The organism is Pseudoalteromonas sp. T1lg22 (assembly GCF_002964645.1).
In the GTDB taxonomy this organism is placed as follows: Bacteria; Pseudomonadota; Gammaproteobacteria; order Enterobacterales; family Alteromonadaceae; genus Pseudoalteromonas.
In genome coordinates, this window is sequence record NZ_PQBY01000023.1 from 220,300 (window position 1) to 238,812 (window position 18,513).

General features: G+C 49.7%; 12 protein-coding genes. 6 read left to right on the plus strand and 6 right to left on the minus strand.

The genetic code is table 11. The features are described from left to right. Positions 1-145: 145 nt before the first annotated feature. Positions 146-1,819: a DNA repair protein RecN gene (gene recN / locus C2M24_RS14005; RefSeq protein ID WP_105215650.1), complete on the plus strand. Its 1,674-nt coding sequence runs from the start codon at positions 146-148 to the stop codon at positions 1,817-1,819. Between the two features lie 77 nt (positions 1,820-1,896). Here the strand turns inward: recN and C2M24_RS14010 are convergent, their stop codons facing one another. The 4 genes from C2M24_RS14010 to C2M24_RS14025 form a co-directional block, all read right to left on the minus strand. Next, the gene (locus C2M24_RS14010) at positions 1,897-3,312 is read right to left on the minus strand and encodes an FAD-dependent oxidoreductase (RefSeq protein WP_105215652.1); all 1,416 of its coding nucleotides are present in this window, start codon (positions 3,310-3,312) and stop codon (positions 1,897-1,899) included. 8 nt (positions 3,313-3,320) lie between these two features. Then, entirely contained in the window at positions 3,321-7,778 is a 4,458-nt protein-coding gene (gene gltB, locus C2M24_RS14015) for a glutamate synthase large subunit (protein WP_105215654.1), read from the minus strand. Positions 7,779-8,121: 343 nt separating this feature from the next. Continuing rightward, complete coding sequence (locus C2M24_RS14020; RefSeq protein WP_158683771.1) at positions 8,122-8,952, minus strand: substrate-binding periplasmic protein; 831 nt, start codon at positions 8,950-8,952, stop codon at positions 8,122-8,124. 245 nt (positions 8,953-9,197) lie between these two features. After that, positions 9,198-9,539, minus strand: coding sequence for a Grx4 family monothiol glutaredoxin (locus tag C2M24_RS14025; protein ID WP_105200603.1), 342 nt, complete (start codon positions 9,537-9,539; stop codon positions 9,198-9,200). Positions 9,540-9,876: 337 nt separating this feature from the next. On the opposite strand from C2M24_RS14025, the gene C2M24_RS14030 reads away from it, so the two are divergent. The 5 genes from C2M24_RS14030 to tpx all read left to right on the plus strand — a co-directional run bounded on the left by C2M24_RS14030 (position 9,877) and on the right by tpx (position 16,362). Next, positions 9,877-10,461, plus strand: coding sequence for a Fe-Mn family superoxide dismutase (locus C2M24_RS14030; RefSeq protein WP_105200604.1), 585 nt, complete (start codon positions 9,877-9,879; stop codon positions 10,459-10,461). A 226-nt stretch (positions 10,462-10,687) separates the two neighbouring features. Next, the gene (locus C2M24_RS14035) at positions 10,688-12,610 is read left to right on the plus strand and encodes a PrkA family serine protein kinase (RefSeq protein WP_105215658.1); all 1,923 of its coding nucleotides are present in this window, start codon (positions 10,688-10,690) and stop codon (positions 12,608-12,610) included. Between the two features lie 29 nt (positions 12,611-12,639). After that, on the plus strand, positions 12,640-13,926 hold the full coding sequence (locus tag C2M24_RS14040; protein WP_105200605.1) for a YeaH/YhbH family protein: 1,287 nt from the start codon (positions 12,640-12,642) through the stop codon (positions 13,924-13,926). A 14-nt stretch (positions 13,927-13,940) separates the two neighbouring features. Continuing rightward, positions 13,941-15,449 (plus strand): SpoVR family protein, encoded by a 1,509-nt coding sequence (locus tag C2M24_RS14045; protein ID WP_105200606.1) that lies wholly within the window; start codon positions 13,941-13,943, stop codon positions 15,447-15,449. A 316-nt stretch (positions 15,450-15,765) separates the two neighbouring features. After that, positions 15,766-16,362 carry a thiol peroxidase gene (gene tpx, locus C2M24_RS14050; RefSeq protein WP_105215660.1) on the plus strand — a complete coding sequence of 199 codons (597 nt, stop codon included), beginning with the start codon at positions 15,766-15,768 and terminating at the stop codon, positions 16,360-16,362. A gap of 53 nt (positions 16,363-16,415) precedes the next feature. Here the strand turns inward: tpx and hemH are convergent, their stop codons facing one another. Then, positions 16,416-17,420, minus strand: coding sequence for a ferrochelatase (hemH, locus tag C2M24_RS14055; protein ID WP_105200608.1), 1,005 nt, complete (start codon positions 17,418-17,420; stop codon positions 16,416-16,418). 364 nt (positions 17,421-17,784) lie between these two features. Further along, positions 17,785-18,429: an adenylate kinase gene (gene adk, locus C2M24_RS14060; RefSeq protein WP_105215662.1), complete on the minus strand. Its 645-nt coding sequence runs from the start codon at positions 18,427-18,429 to the stop codon at positions 17,785-17,787. Positions 18,430-18,513: the final 84 nt, after the last annotated feature.

An 18,513-nucleotide genomic window follows, 5' to 3' on the forward strand; every position in this document is an offset into this window, starting at 1 on the left:
AGGTATCGAGTAAAAGATACCTTTAGAGTGCCAGCCAACAAATACACCGAGCCAGAGCAAGCGCAAATTGTTTAAAATTTAATTTGCAAAAAAACGGACTACTGTATAGATTAACAGTTAGTATATAACTGGATGGATAAACAGTATGCTTTCGGGATTAACTATTTCTAATTTTGCTATTGTTAGCGAGCTTGAAACCCAATGGCATGCCGGTATGACCGCAATCACAGGGGAAACCGGTGCAGGTAAATCGATTGCCATCGATGCCCTCTCTCTGTGCTTAGGTGAGCGTGCCGACGCTGCCGCCGTGCGCCCCGGCGCCAAACAGGCAGACATTAGCGCCCGTTTCGATATTAGTCGCCTGCCCAAGGCTCAACAGTTTTTGCAAGAGCATATGCTGGAGGCAGATGAGCAAGAATGCCTGCTGCGACGCGTAGTTGCGAAAAATGGCCGCAGCAAAAGCTATATCAACGGCATCAGTGTTACCGCCGCTCAGTTAAAGGAATTGGGGCAGCACTTATTATCCATCCATGGTCAGCATGCGCACCAGTTGTTGCTGAAAAACGACCATCAGCTGCAATTACTCGATGGCTATGCCGGCCATAAATCCTTACTTGAAAATACGGCGAAAAGCTTTAGCCAATACCAAAAGTTACAGCTGGAGCTACGCGAGTTAGAGGCCAAGCACGCCCAACAACAAGCACAAAAGCAACTGCTTGAATATCAGGTCGCCGAGCTCGACGAATTTGCTCTGGAGGACGGCGAATATGAGCAAATCGAGGTGGAGCATAATCGTCTTAGCCATGCCCAGCACTTACTGGAAGGCTCACAGCAGCAACTTTATGCCTTGTACGAAGGCGATGAGCAAACCATTAACGGTGCCCTACAGCACAGCGCCATTGCCATTAGCGAGCTGGCCGCCATAGACCCAAGCTTAGAAGGCATCGCCGCCATGCTTAACGACGCCTGCGTGCAGGTAGAAGAAGCAAGCCGCGAGCTACGCGGTTATTGCGATAGCGCTGAGTTGGACCCGGAGCGCTTAGCCCAGCTCGATGAACGCCTTGGCACTGCCATCACCTTGGCGCGCAAGCATATGGTTGAACCTAAGGCTCTGGTGGCACATCACCTGCAAATTAAAACGGATCTGGAAGCAATCTGTGTTGACGATCAACGCTTGGCTCAGCTCGATGATGAGATAGCCGAAGCACTTAATGAATATCAGCAGTGCTGCGAGCTATTATCCGCCAGCCGTAGAGAGGCGGCGCAAGAATTAAGCGAACTGATCGGCGCCAGTATGCATGAGTTGTCGATGGAAAATGGCCGCTTTGCCATTGCTCTCGATTTTGACTCAGCGCGCACACCCAGCCGCCTTGGTTTAGACCGCATCGAATTTTTGGTAAGCACCAACCCGGGCCAACCCATGCAGGCGCTGTCTAAGGTTGCCTCTGGCGGTGAGCTCTCGCGGATCAGTTTGGCAATCCAGGTGATCATCGCCCAGCGCGTGACCACGCCAACGCTTATTTTCGATGAAGTGGATGTAGGTATCTCCGGGCCAACCGCAGCAGCGGTAGGTAAGTTGCTGCGTCGCCTTGGCCAATCTACTCAGGTTATATGTGTGACCCACCTGCCCCAGGTGGCTTCCAGCGCCATGAACCAGTTCTTCGTGGGCAAACAGGTGGCCAATGATGAAACCTTTACACAAATGCTGGCGCTTAATAAACAAGGCCGCGTTGATGAAATCGCCCGCCTGCTGGCCGGTGACAATATCAGTAAAACCACCTTGGCCAATGCTAGGGAGCTGATTGCGGCTCACGCTTAACATTATCAATGAGTAAAAACAGCGCATAAAAAAAGCGGGCTAATGCCCGCTTTGCTGCTTCCAAGGTTTATCCAAAATTAAACTTCCAGGTAATCCATAATGCCTTCTGCGGCATTACGGCCTTCAAAGATGGCGGTAACCACCAGATCCGAGCCCCGTACCACATCACCCCCGGCAAAAATTTTCGGGTTAGTGGTCTGATGCGTAAAGGCGCCCTGCTCTGGGGCATTAATGCCACCCCAGTGATTTATTTCCACACCAAAGGGCTCCAGCCATTCCATCTTATGGGGCTTAAAGCCAAAGGCCATCAACACCGCATCGGCAGCAACTGTATGCTCTGAGTCGGGAACTTCTTCGGCGCGACGACGGCCATTTTCATCGGGCTCGCCCAATTGGGTATGCACCATGCGAACGCCGCTCACCCGACCTTGCTCGTCCACCACTATGCCCTTAGGCTGAACATTAAACATAAACTCGACGCCTTCTTCCTTGGCATTTTTTACCTCGCGTTTAGAACCGGGCATATTCTCTTCGTCACGGCGATAGGCACAGATCACCTGCTGCGCCTGTTGACGCACCGAGGTACGTACACAGTCCATGGCGGTATCACCACCACCGAGTACCACTACCCGCTTACCCTGCATATCAAGATAGGGAGCATCGCCCTCTTCATAGCCCATCACTCGGTTGGTATTGCCAATTAAAAATGGCAGGGCGTCGTGCACGCCTTCGGCATCCTCGTTTTCAAGGTTGGCACGCATACTTTGATAGGTACCGACGCCGAGGAAGACCGCATCATACTGATCGATGATCTGTTGCAGCTCGATATCCTTGCCCACCTCTGTGTTCAGACGAAACTCGACACCCATCTCGGTAAAGATTTCCCGACGTCGTTGCATCACTTCTTTTTCCAACTTAAACGAAGGAATACCAAAGGTCAGCAGACCGCCAATTTCCGGGTGACGGTCAAACACCACGGGTTTAACTCCATTGCGCACCAGCACATCGGCACAGCCGAGTCCCGCCGGCCCAGCACCGATAATGGCGACCTTTTTATCACTCCATACCACGTGCTTCATATCCGGTTTCCAACCCATGGCAAAGGCGGTATCGGTAATGTATTTTTCGATATTGCCTATGGTGACGGCACCGAATTCCTCATTCAGAGTACAGGCGCCTTCACAAAGCCTGTCCTGCGGGCACACGCGCCCACACACCTCGGGCAGACTGTTGGTGCGGTGAGAAAGCTCCGCCGCTTCGAGAATACGCCCGGTGCGAATAAGCTTTAACCACTGCGGGATATAATTGTGCACCGGACATTGCCATTCACAATAGGGGTTGCCACAGTCAAGACAACGATCCGCCTGAGAGTCGACCTGGTTTTGTGAAAACGGCTCATAGATCTCAACAAACTGCTGCTTGCGCGTAGAAATCGGCTTTTTGCGCGGATCGACACGCTGTACATCGATAAACTGATAAACATTCTGGCTCATACTTCCTCCTATTGCGCCTGCACACGTAGTTCGGCGCTACTGCGGGCGCGGTGTCCCAACAGGCTATGAACATCACTGGAAATCGGCTTCACCAACTTAAACATGGGCAAGTAAAGATCGAAGCTGGCGAGGATGGCCTCGGCGCGCTGCGAGCCAGTCAGCTCCAGGTGCTCGGCAATCAAACCACGCAGATGCTCCTGATGAGTCGGCAACTGCTCCAGGCTCACTATCTCCACCAGCTCAGGGTTCATGCGTTTGGTAAAGTCATGTGCTTCATCAAGCACATAGGCAAAACCTCCGGTCATGCCAGCACCAAAGTTAATGCCTACCTTACCCAGCACACAGACCACTCCGCCGGTCATATATTCACAACCGTTGTCGCCAAGACCTTCAATCACGGCGGTAACTCCGGAGTTACGAACGCCAAAACGTTCACCAGCGCAGCCCGCGGCATATAATTTGCCGCCAGTGGCACCGTATAAACAGGTATTACCTACAATTGCCGCCTGGTGTGACTGGAAACAAGAACCCAAAGGCGGACGCACCACCAAACGGCCGCCAGCCATGCCCTTGCCCACATAGTCATTGGCATCACCGACAAGAGTCATTTCCAGACCACCGGCATTAAACACCCCAAACGACTGACCTGCGGTGCCATGCAATTCAATACGCAGCGGCTCTGCAGCCATGCCCTGGTTACCATGCTGGGCGGCGATATAACCGGAAAGCATGGCCCCTACCGAGCGGTCGGTGTTACAGATACGCGTCACCAGATTGGCTCCGCTGCGATTATCTATGGCCTGCTTCGTCTTCGCCAACAGCTCTTCATTAAGGGCGCCGCGATAGTGCGAGGTATTAGGCATAGAACAATATAAGGACTGACCGCTTATATTTTTTGGTTGTGCCAGCAAGTGCGATAAATCCAGCTTTTGCTGCTTCGCCGTTTTGCCTTCGAGCGCCTCAAGCAAGTCGGTGCGCCCGATCAAATCAACCAATCGGGTTACGCCCAAGGAGGCCATCAATTCGCGCGCTTCCTGAGCGATAAACTTAAAGTAGTTCATCGCCATTTCCGGCAGGCCGTGATAGTGCTTGGCACGCAGGGTTTCATCCTGAGTCGCCACACCTGTGGCACAGTTATTCAAATGACAAATTCTGAGGTATTTACAGCCCAGTGCCACCATGGGGCCAGTACCAAAACCAAAGCTTTCGGCGCCCAAGATAGCCGCTTTAATAATGTCGAGACCGGTTTTTAAGCCACCATCGGTTTGCAAGCGAATACGATGTCGCAAGCCATTTTCAACCAGAGCCTGCTGGGTTTCCGCCAGACCTAGCTCCCATGGGCTGCCGGCGTATTTGACTGAGGTCAGCGGGCTTGCACCTGTGCCGCCATCGTAGCCAGCTATAGTGATCAGGTCCGCGTAGGCCTTGGCCACCCCAGTGGCTATGGTGCCAACACCGGGCTCAGACACCAGCTTAACCGAGATCATGGCCTCAGGATTCACCTGTTTAAGATCAAAAATCAGCTGGGCCAGGTCTTCAATGGAGTAAATATCATGGTGCGGTGGCGGTGAAATCAAGGTTACACCGGGCACTGAGTAACGTAATTTGGCGATATAGGGGGTGACCTTTTCCCCTGGTAATTGTCCACCCTCGCCCGGTTTGGCGCCTTGCGCTACCTTGATCTGAATAACATCGGCACTGCGCAAGTAATGCGGCGTAACGCCAAAGCGCCCCGAGGCCACCTGCTTGATACGGGAGTTTTTCTCTGTGCCATAACGCAACTTATCTTCGCCGCCCTCACCCGAGTTGGAGCAACCGCCGAGGCGGTTCATGGCAATCGCCAGAGCCTCATGCGCTTCCGGTGACAGGGCACCTATACTCATGGCCGCCGAGTCGAAACGCTTATACAGCTCCTCGGGTGCTTCTACCTCATCGATGGCAATGGCCTTAGTGCCGCCCTTAAGCGCCAACATATCGCGAATGTTGGTGATCGGCCGGTTATTAACCAAGTCTGCATAACGCAGATAATCCTGATAATCGCCAGAGCGAACTGCTTTTTGCAGCGACTGGATCACATCCGGGTTATAGGCATGGTATTCACCGCCATGAACAAACTTTAATAAACCACCGTGAGTCAAAAGCTTACGCGCGCTAAAGGCAAGCTGTCGCAACTTCAACTGATCCTGCTCGAAATCCTCAAAGCCGGCACCACTAATGCGGTTGGCAACGCCGTTAAAGCAAAGATCCACCACCTGCTCGGACAGGCCAACGGCTTCGAACAACATGGAACAGCGATAGGAAGCCACTGTACTAATACCCATCTTAGACATGATTTTAAGCAGGCCCTTGTTGATGGCGTTACGATACGAAAGCGTCACTTCGCGATAGCTCTTGTTAATGACCTTGGCATCGCTCATCGCCACCAAGGATTCATAGGCCAGATAAGGGTAAATAGCGGTGGCACCAAAGCCAAGTAAGACCGCAAATTGATGCGGGTCGCGGGCGCTGCCGGTTTCGATAATGATATTGGTATCACAGCGCAGGCTGTTGTTGACCAGGCGCTGGTGCACAGCTCCCACGGCCATGGCGGCCGGAATAGGCAGGCTGTCCTGACTTATATGTCTGTCGCTAAGCAGCAACATCACCACACCGGATTCGGCCTTGCGCTGGGCTTCATCACAAATGCGCACTAATGCCTGCTCCAGGGTTTCATCGGCGGTGTAGTTTAAATCGATTGAGCTATGGCTGTAGTGCTCATCATTGGCGCTGCGCAGCTGTACCATGTCGGAATACATAAGTATGGGAGTGTCAAACTGCAAGCGCTTGGCATGGCCCGTGGTCTCGTTAAAGACATTTTGTTCGCGGCCAATGCAGGTCGCCAAAGACATAACATGATTTTCCCGCAGTGGATCGATAGGCGGGTTAGTTACCTGAGCAAATTTCTGGCGGAAATAGTCGAACAGAGATCTATGTCCCTCGGAAAGCACGGCAAACGGGGTATCATCACCCATGGAGCCGGTCGCTTCCTGGCCATTTTCACCCATCACTCGGATCACCTGATCCAACTCTTCATTGGTATAGGCGAACATCTTTTGATAGATAAGCAGGGTTTCTTCGTCGAATGAACGGTTGCCCGCCTCTTTATCGCTCAGTAACTCAAAAGGCGTCAGGCGCCTAACGTTTTGCTCAAGCCATTGCTTGTAAGGGTGGCGGGCTTTTAGATCCTGATCGATTTCATCGGAATGCCACACCTTGCCATGCAGGGTATCTATGACCATCAGCTCACCTGGGCCTACCCTGCCTTTTTCCACCACCTCATCGGCGGCATAATCCCAGATCCCCACTTCCGAGGCCAGGGTAATAAAGCCGTCCTGGGTCAACACATAGCGTGCCGGACGCAGGCCGTTTCTATCCAGATTACAAGCGGCGAAGCGACCATCCGACATCACTATGCCGGCTGGGCCGTCCCAGGGCTCCATATGCATGGAGTTAAAATCGTAGAAGGCGCGTAAATCCTCATCCATGGCGCGGTTTTTCTGCCATGCTGGCGGCACCAACATACGCATGGCTCGGAACAAGTCCATGCCGCCGGCCAAAAACAGCTCGAGCATATTATCCAGGCTCGATGAATCCGAACCGCTTTCATTCACAAAAGGCGCCGCGGTCTGTAAGTCCGGCAACAGCGGCGAGGCAAATTTATAGGCGCGAGCTCTGGCCCATTGGCGGTTGCCCGTGATGGTGTTGATCTCGCCATTGTGCGCCAAATATCTAAACGGCTGGGCCAAAGGCCAGCGCGGTTGGGTATTGGTAGAGAAGCGTTGGTGGAACACGCAGATCGCCGTGGTCATACGCATATCGGCCAAGTCGAGATAAAAATTAGGTAAGTCTTCGGGCATCATCAAGCCCTTGTAGACGGTCACCAAACCAGACAAGCTGGCGATATAAAAATCCTTATCCTGCTGCAACTGCTTTTCGATTCGGCGCCGGGCGATATACAAGCGGCGCTCTAAATCCTTGGGCCGCCAGCCCTCAGGGGCACTGACAAATACCTGCACAAACTGCGGCAATTGCGCCAAGGCAATATCACCCAGATAACTGGTATCCACCGGCACCTCGCGCCAGCCCACCAAGGTCAGGGTTTCCTGCTCTAATTCTTTTGCCACCAGCGCCTTGGCCGCCTGAGCCTGGACGGGATCCTGACTTAAAAAAAGCATGCCGACAGCATAGTTTTTTCCCAGCAACCAATCATTTTCTTTGGCAATAGCACGAAAGAAGCTATCGGGCTTTTGCATCAATAAACCACAGCCATCGCCGGTTTTACCATCGGCAGAAATACCGCCACGATGCTCCATACGCGCCAATCCGGTAATGGCGGTGCGAATAAGTTTATGGCTAACCTGACCGTTGACCTGGGCTATTAAGCCAAAGCCGCAATTATCTTTTTCTAAACTTGAGTCATATAACATGTTGGACCCCTCTCCCCATTGCTACTGCGTGCTAGCTTGGCAATTATTGACCCTTGCTGTGGTGCTAGCGGACCGTCAACGCTAACCCTTTGCATCTGGGGTGTCAACGAAATAACGAATACATATTCACAATCTTGAATATTTTTCATTATTTGTGATCACCATAAAAAGTAAACACCTTGTACTATTTATCCGCTTTATATTCGTTATTTTTAACATGACACCAGTGTCAAAATGAAAAAACGCTAAATTACGTTAAGGTAAACCTGCACTTTACGTTAACGTAAACGAGATCTCATAGTGAATAATTATTCACATCGAGCAGTGGGTATTCACTGGTTTTTTAATTGTATGCAGGGCAGGCTTGTTTGAGTCGGGACATCAGTTGCGTACGCAACGCCTGTTTCTGCATCTGCGCGATCTCACTATTAATATCCAACATTAACCTTTGCCACTGAGGCCGCGCCGTTGACAGCGCAAAATACAAGGGCTGCTCGGTGATAGCCGGTTGCAATACTCGGTAGCTATCGCTGGCGACATTCTGACGCTGAGCCAGGGTGTTTATCACTAGGGGATCGGCCACAATCAGGTTGACTCGCCCCGAAAGTAATAATTGCAGGTTCTGGCTGTCGTCTATGGCTTGCTGCACAATCACGCGACCACCGTCGAGCACTTTGTCCACCTCGGGCGCATTTTGGTAGCCACGTACCACGCCCACAGCATAATCGGACAAGGATTGAGGAGCCGGAGCCTGGGTGAGCTCGCTGTTGGCGGCGCTAATATAATGCACGGGAGTGTGGGCGTAAGGAGAGGACAAGGCTAAATGCTGTAAACGAGTATTGCCTAGCACCACATCGGACGGTGCCGAAGCTTCTATTTCATATTCGGGAGCGAGTATATCCACATGACCCAGCTCCGCCATACGCACAGCACGGGCCCAGGGTAAAAAGCGAAATTCGGGATTGTAGCCGGCCTGTATTATCACCGCCGCCATATACTGAAGCAGCCAGCCACCTTGGCATTCTTGCCGGCCTATGTAGGGAGGCCAATCAAGAGTAGCTACCACCGCCTTGCGCTCTCGGCCGCCATCAAAACTCAGAGTCGCACCCTGCCACATACCGGTGTAACTGTAGTTCTGATTATCAAGTCGGTATTCCAGGGTTACTTGTGTCACCTTGTCTGCTGCTACGACCCACTTAAACGGCCAGCTTGTCGCAAGGAGTAACACGAGTATTCCTGAATTCGCACTGAGAACATCACCCACTTCCATAGTCACCCATTAATGCCTAGATGAAAGTGTAATAGATGCTGGCGAGATGGAAAGAAAAAGAAAAGCCGGCGACTGCCGGCTTAAGTATTATTTTTATCGTTTATCAACGACATAGCCCTTGGTTGCGCCCAAGAGCATAGCCTGTTTGCTTACTCGGCGCTGTCCGCTTCTTTATATTTAGCAGCAGTTTCTTGAATAAGTGGCTGTAATTCACCGCGTTGGAACATTTCGATAATAATGTCACAGCCGCCGATCAACTCGCCTTCAACCCAAAGCTGTGGGAAGGTTGGCCAGTTGGCATATTTAGGCAATTCAGCGCGAATATCCGGGTTTTGTAGAATATCCACGTAAGCAAATTGCTCACCACAAGACATCAACGCTTGTGAAGCCTGCGAAGAAAAGCCGCAACTTGGTAATTTAGGCGAACCCTTCATATAAAGCAGAATCGGGTTTTCGGCAATTTGCTGTTTAATCTTATCAATGGTTTCCATTAACAACCTCTATTTCAATTTTCGATGCTGGTTTGTATTGAAAACCACCACCGCGACCACAATGTTTAGGGTATGTTAAAGCAAACGGCCAACGCTGGATAGTTTCCCAGGGTAAACACATGAGCTATTTTTCTCGCAAAGTTAACGAAAAATAGTGCCATGCTTGCTAACATTGGTAAAAGCGAGAATAGCTTACACTTCTTAAAGCGTTGCTGTTTGTTTAAACTTGAGTAAAATACTCGGGAATTATAGTACCACTATAAAGGCTTTCAGTACACCGAGCGCAACGTGCACCCGGTTAAAGCCCATTTTCAAATAAAGACAGATGGAGAAAAACATGGCATTTGAACTACCGTCACTACCTTATGAAATCAACGCTCTTGAGCCGCACATTTCTCAAGAAACTCTTGAGTACCACCACGGTAAGCACCACAACACTTACGTAGTAAAGTTAAACGGCTTAATCGAAGGTACTGATTTCGAAGGTAAATCACTAGAAGAGATCGTATGTTCATCAGAAGGCGGTGTTTTCAACAATGCTGCACAAATCTGGAACCACACTTTCTACTGGCACAGCCTATCTCCAAATGGCGGTGGTGTAGCAACTGGCGCAGTTGCCGATGCTATCAACGCTAAATGGGGTTCTTTCGAAGCGTTCCAAGAAGCTTTCAACGATAAAGCAGTTAACAACTTCGGTTCAAGCTGGACTTGGCTAGTTAAAACTGCCGACGGTTCTCTAGATATCGTTAACACTTCAAATGCAGCGACTCCGCTAACTGAAGCTGGCGTAACTCCTATCCTAACTGTGGATCTGTGGGAACACGCTTACTACATCGATTACCGTAACCTGCGTCCTGATTACCTTAAAGGTTTCTGGGCACTAGTTAACTGGGATTTCGCGAACCAAAACTTCGCTGCTTAATCGCCAAACATTCATGTTAAGGTGAATTAATTTCACCTTGACTAAATGACAAAAAAAGCCTTGTTGTCGGTGTACAACTGGGCTTTTTTTATGCCTGAATCCAACGCCAATCCAGAGGACTAAATTCCTAATATATTTCGCAAATTTTTATAACACTGTCTACGCTTTAAGTAACCGAGTTGCATCTTTGCCTTTCATCTTAGCTTCGGGTTCCTTGGAGGTCGCTATGACAATATTTGAGCATTATCAATCTCGCTTTGAAGCATCCCAAGAAGAAGAATATAGCGTTAGCGAGTTTTTAGAGTTGTGCAAACAAGACAAAACGGCCTACGCCACGGCCGCTGAAAGACTACTGACGGCCATAGGCGAGCCGCAGATGATAGATACCTCGCAAGACTCGATACTCAGTCGCCTATTTTCCAACAGGGTGATCGCCCGCTACCCGGCATTCAGTGAGTTTTATGGTATGGAAGATGCCATAGAGCAAATAGTGTCTTACCTTAAACACGCTGCGCAAGGCCTTGAAGAGTATAAACAAGTTCTGTACTTACTTGGCCCAGTTGGTGGCGGTAAGTCATCCATCGCCGAAAAATTGAAATACCTGATGCAACAGGTGCCGATTTATTGTTTAAAAGGCTCGCCGGTTAATGACCATCCATTAAGCCTTTTTAACGCCATGGAAGATGGCGACCTGTTAGAGAACGAATACGGCATCAAAAAACGTTACTTGCGCACTATAATGTCGCCTTGGGCGGCGAAACGCTTAAAAGAATACAATGGCGACATCAGCCAGTTTAGGGTGGTTAAGCGCTACCCCTCTATTTTAAATCAAATCGCCATCGCCAAAACCGAACCCGGCGATGAGAACAACCAGGATATCTCGGCCCTAGTTGGTAAGGTCGATATTCGTAAACTAGAGCATTTTGCCCAAAATGATCCCGATGCCTACGCCTATTCCGGCGCTTTATGCCTGGCCAACCAAGGCCTGATGGAGTTTGTGGAAATGTTTAAGGCGCCAATCAAGGTGCTGCACCCACTGCTTACTGCAACCCAAGAAGGCAACTATAACGGTACCGAAGGCATTTCGGCCCTGCCCTTTAGCGGTATTATTCTCGCTCACTCCAATGAGTCAGAATGGCAAACCTTTAAAAACAACAAAAACAACGAGGCTTTCCTCGACAGGGTTTATATCGTTAAAGTGCCCTATTGCCTGCGCGTTACCGAAGAAGTAAAAATTTACGATAAGCTATTACAAAACAGTGAGCTATGCGACGCACCATGCGCCCCAGGCACACTCGAGACTTTAGCCAAGTTCTCAGTTTTATCCCGCCTTAAAGAGCCGGAAAACTCCAGTATTTATTCAAAAATGCGGGTTTATAACGGCGAAAGCCTCAAAGATACGGATCCCAAGGCCAAATCCTATCAGGAATATCGCGACTACGCTGGCGTCGATGAGGGGATGACCGGGCTGTCGACACGTTTCTCCTTTAAGATACTGTCCCGGGTTTTTAACTTTGATCACAGCGAAGTGGCGGCCAACCCGGTGCACCTGTTTTATGTGCTTGAGCAACAAATCGAGCGTGAACAATACAGTGCCGAGGTACAAGAGCGTTACTTATCGCACCTTAAGGGCTACCTGATCCCGCAATACGTTGAATTTATCGGTAAAGAGCTGCAAACCGCTTATTTAGAGTCCTACTCCGAATATGGTCAGAATATTTTCGACCGCTATGTGACCTATGCAGACTTTTGGATTCAGGATCAGGAGTACCGAGACCCGGATACGGGGCAGCTATTTGACCGTGCCGCTCTGAACGCCGAGTTGGAAAAAATTGAAAAACCTGCGGGCATCTCTAATCCTAAGGACTTCCGCAACGAAATCGTCAACTTTGTCCTGCGGGCACGGGCGCACAACAATGGCAAAAACCCCTTGTGGACCAGCTACGAGAAGCTTCGCACCGTGATAGAGAAGAAAATGTTCTCAAATACCGAGGATTTGTTGCCGGTTATCTCCTTCAATGCCAAAACCTCGGCGGAAGATCAGAAGAAGCACGAAGACTTTGTAAATCGCATGGTAGCTAAGGGCTACACCCAGAAACAAGTAAGGCTGTTATCTGAGTGGTACTTGCGCGTACGCAAATCACAATAACGCCTTTGAAGTAAGTTGAGGGGAATTTTATGGCGCACTTTATCGATAGGCGCCTGAACGGCAAGAATAAAAGTACGCTTAATCGTCAACGCTTTATTCGACGCTATAAAAAGCAAATTAAGGAAGCCGTTTCAGACGCCATAAACAAACGCAGTGTCACCGATGTGTCCAGCGGTGAGAGCATATCCATACCCGCAAAAGACATCAAAGAGCCGGTGTTTCATCAGGGCAAGGGCGGCTTTCGCGAGCAGGTGCACCCGGGCAATGATCAGTTCAATACCGGCGACAGGATCAAGCGCCCTCCCGCAGGGCAAAGCGGTGGTGCCGGTGAAGGCGAAGCCAGCGACCAAGGAGAAGGCACGGATGACTTTGTGTTCTCCATCTCCAAGGACGAATATCTCGACCTCCTTTTTGAAGATCTAGAGCTACCTAACTTACAGGAAAACAGCCTCGACAAGCTGGTGCAGATGCGCACCCACAGGGCCGGTTTTTGTAGCGATGGGGTGCCAAGCAACATAGATATCATCCGCTCATTGCAAAGCTCCTTAGCGCGCCGAGTGGCCATGACAGCAGGGAAAAAGCGTGAGTTGGCCGAACTCAAACAAGAACTTATGCACCTAGAGCAACAACCTGTGCCGGAGCAAACTCGTATCAATCAATTGCTGGTGCAAATAGAAGAGCTGGAACGCCAAATTTCGGCCGTGCCCTTTATCGATAATTATGATCTGCGCTTTCGCAACTATGAAAAACGCCCCCACCCCACCTCCAAGGCGGTGATGTTTTGCTTGATGGATGTGTCCGGATCCATGGATCAGGCCACCAAGGATATGGCGAAACGCTTTTATATTCTGCTCTACTTATTCCTGACCCGCACCTATAAAGACATTGAGGTAGTGTATATACGCCACCATACCCAGGCCAAGGAGGTCGATGAGCAAGAGTTTTTCTATTCTCAAGAAACTGGCGGCACCATAGTTTCCAGCGCCCTAAAGCTGATGCACCAGATCATTGCCGCCCGCTATTCCTCCAGTGAGTGGAATATCTACGCCGCCCAAGCGTCCGATGGCGATAACTGGGCCGATGATTCCCCTCAATGCGCTGAGGTGCTGAGCAACAAGATTTTACCCATGGTGCGCTACTACGCCTATGTGGAGATCACCAATCGCGCCCATCAAAGCCTATGGCGCGAGTATGAACAATTAGCGGCGCACTTCGGGAACTTTGCCATTAAGCACATTACCTCGGTGGAAGACATTTACCCTATCTTCCGCGAACTCTTTAAAAAAAGTGCAAGCACTACGGCGCAACGCGCCTAGCATAAGGGGTGACTATGACCAAGCCTTTAAGTGACGGCCCAGATTGGACTTTTGATTTACTGGAAGAATATCGGCAGGAGATCAAACGGGTCGCCGAGCACTATAAGCTCGACACTTACCCCAATCAGATTGAAGTGATCACCGCCGAGCAGATGATGGACGCCTACTCCAGCGTCGGCATGCCCATAGGCTACAACCATTGGTCGTTCGGTAAGAAATTTATTCAAACAGAGCAAAACTACCGCCGTGGCCAAATGGGCCTGGCCTATGAAATCGTTATTAACTCCAACCCCTGTATTGCCTACCTGATGGAAGAAAACACCATGGCCATGCAGGCCTTAGTGATGGCCCATGCCTGTTATGGCCACAATTCCTTTTTTAAGGGAAATTATCTGTTTAAAACCTGGACCGACGCCGGCTCCATTATCGATTACCTGCTGTTCGCCAAAAACTACATCGCCGAGTGCGAGCAAAAATATGGCATAGATGAGGTAGAAGATATTCTCGACTCCTGCCATGCACTGATGAATTATGGCGTCGACCGCTATAAACGACCGCAGCAAATATCCCTGTATGAGGAGCAAAAGCGCCAGCAGGAGCGCGCCGATTACTTGCAATCTCAGGTCAATGAGCTGTGGCGTACCATTCCCACCAGTGAGCAACAAAAAAGTAAAAAGCGCCCGCGTTTCCCTTCAGAACCGCAGGAAAATATTCTCTATTTTGTCGAAAAAAATGCGCCTCTCCTGGAACCCTGGCAGCGTGAGATAGTGCGTATAGTGCGTAAAATATCCCAGTACTTCTACCCGCAAAAGCAAACCCAGGTTATGAATGAAGGTTGGGCCACCTTCTGGCACTACACCCTGCTTAATCACCTCTATGACGAGGGCAAACTCACCGATGGTTTTATGTTCGAGGTGCTGCAAAGCCACACCAATGTAATTTATCAGCCACCCTACAACAGCAATTATTACTCCGGCATCAACCCCTACGCCTTGGGTTTTAATATGATGGTGGATATTCGCCGTATTTGTGAAAATCCGGACGATGAGGACCGTCAGTGGTTCCCCGAGTATGCGGGCAGTAATTGGTTGGAAACCCTGCATTTTGCGATGCAGAATTTTAAAGATGAGAGCTTTATCAGCCAGTTTTTATCACCGCGGCTCATTCGTGAATTCAAACTTTTTTCCATTGTCGATGACAGCCAGCAACCGCATTTAGAAGTCGCAGCGATCCATGATGAAAACGGCTACCAGAAAATTCGCCAGGCTCTGTCAGCACAATACAACCTCAGCAATCATGAGCCCAATATTCAGGTCTATAACATTGATATTCGTGGCGATAGGTCGCTAACCCTGCGCTATATCCCTCATCTTGGTATTCCATTGGCCGAATCCAAGGATGAGGTGCTTAAACACCTGCACAGGTTATGGGGCTTCCCCGTACGCCTTGAGCAGGAAAACGCTGACGGTAGCATAGTCAAGTTAGGCACTTGTCCCAACTCAGAGTTGGAACTCGAGCACTAAGTCGAGAATAAACGAAGAAATAAAACGTCTAGATTGTCGGTCTGTAATAGAGTCAGACATTCTCAGTCATGGGTTGCGAGCATAAGTTGTACTTCTCAGCCTGTGGGCAAAAGCGGGCGAGTTACCGCTGCGCGACACTGATGTTTTCATCACTTAGAATACCTGACACCAGGGCCTGAGAATGGTATGAAATAATAATTACCGCTTATTTTACAAAAGCTAACCACAAATAGTGGTATTAACATTACTCAATTTAAATATAGACTGGCTCTATCAAAACAATTTACAGCATACAGATTAAAATTAAGGCAAGAATATGATAAATAAAGTATTGCTCAGCGCCCTCGTGCTGGCTTCCAGTGTCAGCTACGGCGCCTTCGCAGAACAAAGCACCACCATCAACACCCTAGATGCCAATAAGGTTACAGCCAAAGGCAAGCCCGTGGTACTGCTCGGAAATGGTGTAGCCGTTGGTCAAAAGGCGCCTGATTTTCGTGTTGTCGATAGTGCATTCCAGGCCAAAGGCCTGAGTGATTATCAACAACAGGCAGTGCTGCTAAGCGTAGTGCCGAGCCTAGACACTGGGGTGTGCAGCATTCAAACCAAACATTTTAACGAGCAGGTGGCAGCCAATTACCCGCAGGTAGCCATGCTCACCATCAGCACCGATCTGCCCTTTGCGCAAAAACGCTATTGTGCCGCAGAAGGCATAGACAAGCTGGAAACCTTATCCGATGCTGTATGGCGCGATTTTGCCGAACATTATGGGCTACTTATTAAAGACATGGGCATTTTAAGCCGAGCCGTATTTGTCCTCGATAAAGAGCACAAGGTGGTTTACAAGGAATTGGTCAGTGAACTCTCACAAGAGCCGGACTATAAAAAAGCCATCGCCGCTCTAGATTCACTTTAATATCCGCGGTAAAAATCAGACATTAAAAAAGCGCCCGAGGGCGCTTTTTTTAATTACCAGTTCTGCAACTGCGAATAGGCAAGCTCGACCAAGAGCTCGATATGCTCGGCATCATCATTCAGTGCTGGGATATAACCTAAGTGTTCACCGCCCGCTTCGGTGAAAATCTCGGCATTTTCTACCGATATTTCCTCCAGGGTTTCCAAACAATCGGCGGCAAAGGCCGGGCACACCACCTGCAGCTTTTTCACCCCAGCTTGACCCAGTTCGGTTAAGGTTTTATCCGTATAGGGCTGTAACCACTCCTCTTTGCCAAAGCGCGACTGAAAGGTCATCAGCCATTGCTCATCGCTGAGCCCCAACTTCTGCGCGCAGCGCTCGGCGGTAAACTTGCAGTGCTCGTAATAAGGGTCGCCCTTATTCACGCAGCGCTTAGGGATACCATGAAAGGAGAAAATCAGCTTTTCTGCGTCACCATGAACTTGGCGGTATTTGGCAATAGACCCAGCCAAGGCATGAATATAGCTGTCGCGCTCATAATAATGCTTTAAGAAACGGATCTCGGGAATATTACGCACCTTAGCAAGATGACGGTTGAGCTTGTCGAATACCGCCGCCGTGGTGGTTGCCGAATACTGAGGATATAAAGGCAAGACAGCTATCTTGTCGATGCCGCGGGCCTGCATATCAGCAATTCTGCGTTGAATGCTGGGCTGGCCATAGGTCATGGCATAGTCCACATGAATAGACTGACCACTTTGGCTTTGAATGGCTTGCTTGAGGGCCTTTGCCTGACGCTCGGTAATGACCCGCAGCGGCGAGCCTTCACTTTGCCAGATAGAGGCATAGGCCTTGGCCACCTTAGCTGAACGTGTGGGCAAAATAATGCCATTGAGGATGATGGACCACAGCAAAGGCGGGATCTCCACCACTCGGGTGTCCGAAAGAAACTCTTTAAGGTAAGCACGCACCGCCGCGGCCGTCGGCGCCTCCGGAGTTCCCAAATTGACCAACAACACACCATAACGACTGGCTGGCTGCGTCAAAGCTAAAGACATAAACTCATTTCCTTTCGTTGCAAGGGTCTGTTGACCTTTGTTGTTTGTTTCTGTAGCTGTTTGTAGCGTATTTATACAAGGCGGCACATGTGTGGTGTAGTAATTCTACATAAACATGTGCCAACACGGGAGAAATAGGCTTCAAGCGCTGCCCTAGGGGTTCTTCTAAACGCCCTCTGCCCTTTGTTGCTCGTTACTGACATAGAATAACTATGCTGCATAACGAGCGTCGCGATCAGAATGCGTTTAGATTGAACATAAAGTAAACCGCAAAGATAAACAGACCCTAGGATACTGATTATACCGATAAAAGCAGCGCTAGGATCAAAAAACCGCCTGACGGCGGTTTTTGTTTTTTCGGCGCTTAACCTAGTAATTCAGCTAGTTGCTGACTTACGGTTTCAACCGCCTGAGTACCATTTAGCTTGTGGTACTGAGTGTTGCCCGCATCGGCTTCACCTTGGTAGTAATCAACCAAAGGCTTGGTTTGGTCGTGGTAAATAGCCAGACGCTTACGTACCGTTTCTTCGGTATCGTCATCACGGATGATTAGGTCTTCACCGGTCACGTCGTCTTTACCTTCCACCTTAGGCGGGTTGTAAACTACGTGGTAAACACGGCCAGAGCCTGGGTGTACGCGACGACCGCCCATGCGCTCGACGATCACTTCGTCGGCAACATCAAACTCGATAACATGATCAACGGCAATGCCGTTTTCTTTCATGGCATCGGCTTGTGGAATAGTGCGCGGGAAACCGTCAAGTAGGAAGCCGTTTTCACAGTCGGCTTTAGCTACACGCTCTTTAACCAGACCAATGATAATATCGTCAGACACAAGTTGGCCCGCATCCATCACTTTCTTCGCTTCTAAACCAAGCGGCGTGCCTTCTTTAATAGCAGCACGTAGCATGTCACCGGTAGAAATCTGTGGAATGCCGTACTTGTCCATTAAAAACTGAGCTTGCGTGCCTTTACCAGCACCGGGTGCGCCTAATAAGATAATGCGCATAATCATATCCTCGTGTCTGCGTTATTGGGGTCATAAAATAAACTCAAATTTTTTCACAAGGACGAGTGTTACTCAAGGATAAAA

Excerpts from the sequence above, each read along its gene's own strand:
- recN (WP_105215650.1), top strand. The coding sequence starts at position 146 with ATGCTTTCGGGATTAACTATTTCTAATTTTGCTATTGTTAGCGAGCTT.
- C2M24_RS14010 (WP_105215652.1), bottom strand. The coding sequence starts at position 3,312 with ATGAGCCAGAATGTTTATCAGTTTATCGATGTACAGCGTGTCGATCCG.
- gltB (WP_105215654.1), bottom strand. The coding sequence starts at position 7,778 with ATGTTATATGACTCAAGTTTAGAAAAAGATAATTGCGGCTTTGGCTTA.
- C2M24_RS14025 (WP_105200603.1), bottom strand. The coding sequence starts at position 9,539 with ATGGAAACCATTGATAAGATTAAACAGCAAATTGCCGAAAACCCGATT.
- C2M24_RS14030 (WP_105200604.1), top strand. The coding sequence starts at position 9,877 with ATGGCATTTGAACTACCGTCACTACCTTATGAAATCAACGCTCTTGAG.
- C2M24_RS14035 (WP_105215658.1), top strand. The coding sequence starts at position 10,688 with ATGACAATATTTGAGCATTATCAATCTCGCTTTGAAGCATCCCAAGAA.
- C2M24_RS14040 (WP_105200605.1), top strand. The coding sequence starts at position 12,640 with ATGGCGCACTTTATCGATAGGCGCCTGAACGGCAAGAATAAAAGTACG.
- C2M24_RS14045 (WP_105200606.1), top strand. The coding sequence starts at position 13,941 with ATGACCAAGCCTTTAAGTGACGGCCCAGATTGGACTTTTGATTTACTG.
- tpx (WP_105215660.1), top strand. The coding sequence starts at position 15,766 with ATGATAAATAAAGTATTGCTCAGCGCCCTCGTGCTGGCTTCCAGTGTC.
- hemH (WP_105200608.1), bottom strand. The coding sequence starts at position 17,420 with ATGTCTTTAGCTTTGACGCAGCCAGCCAGTCGTTATGGTGTGTTGTTG.
- adk (WP_105215662.1), bottom strand. The coding sequence starts at position 18,429 with ATGCGCATTATCTTATTAGGCGCACCCGGTGCTGGTAAAGGCACGCAA.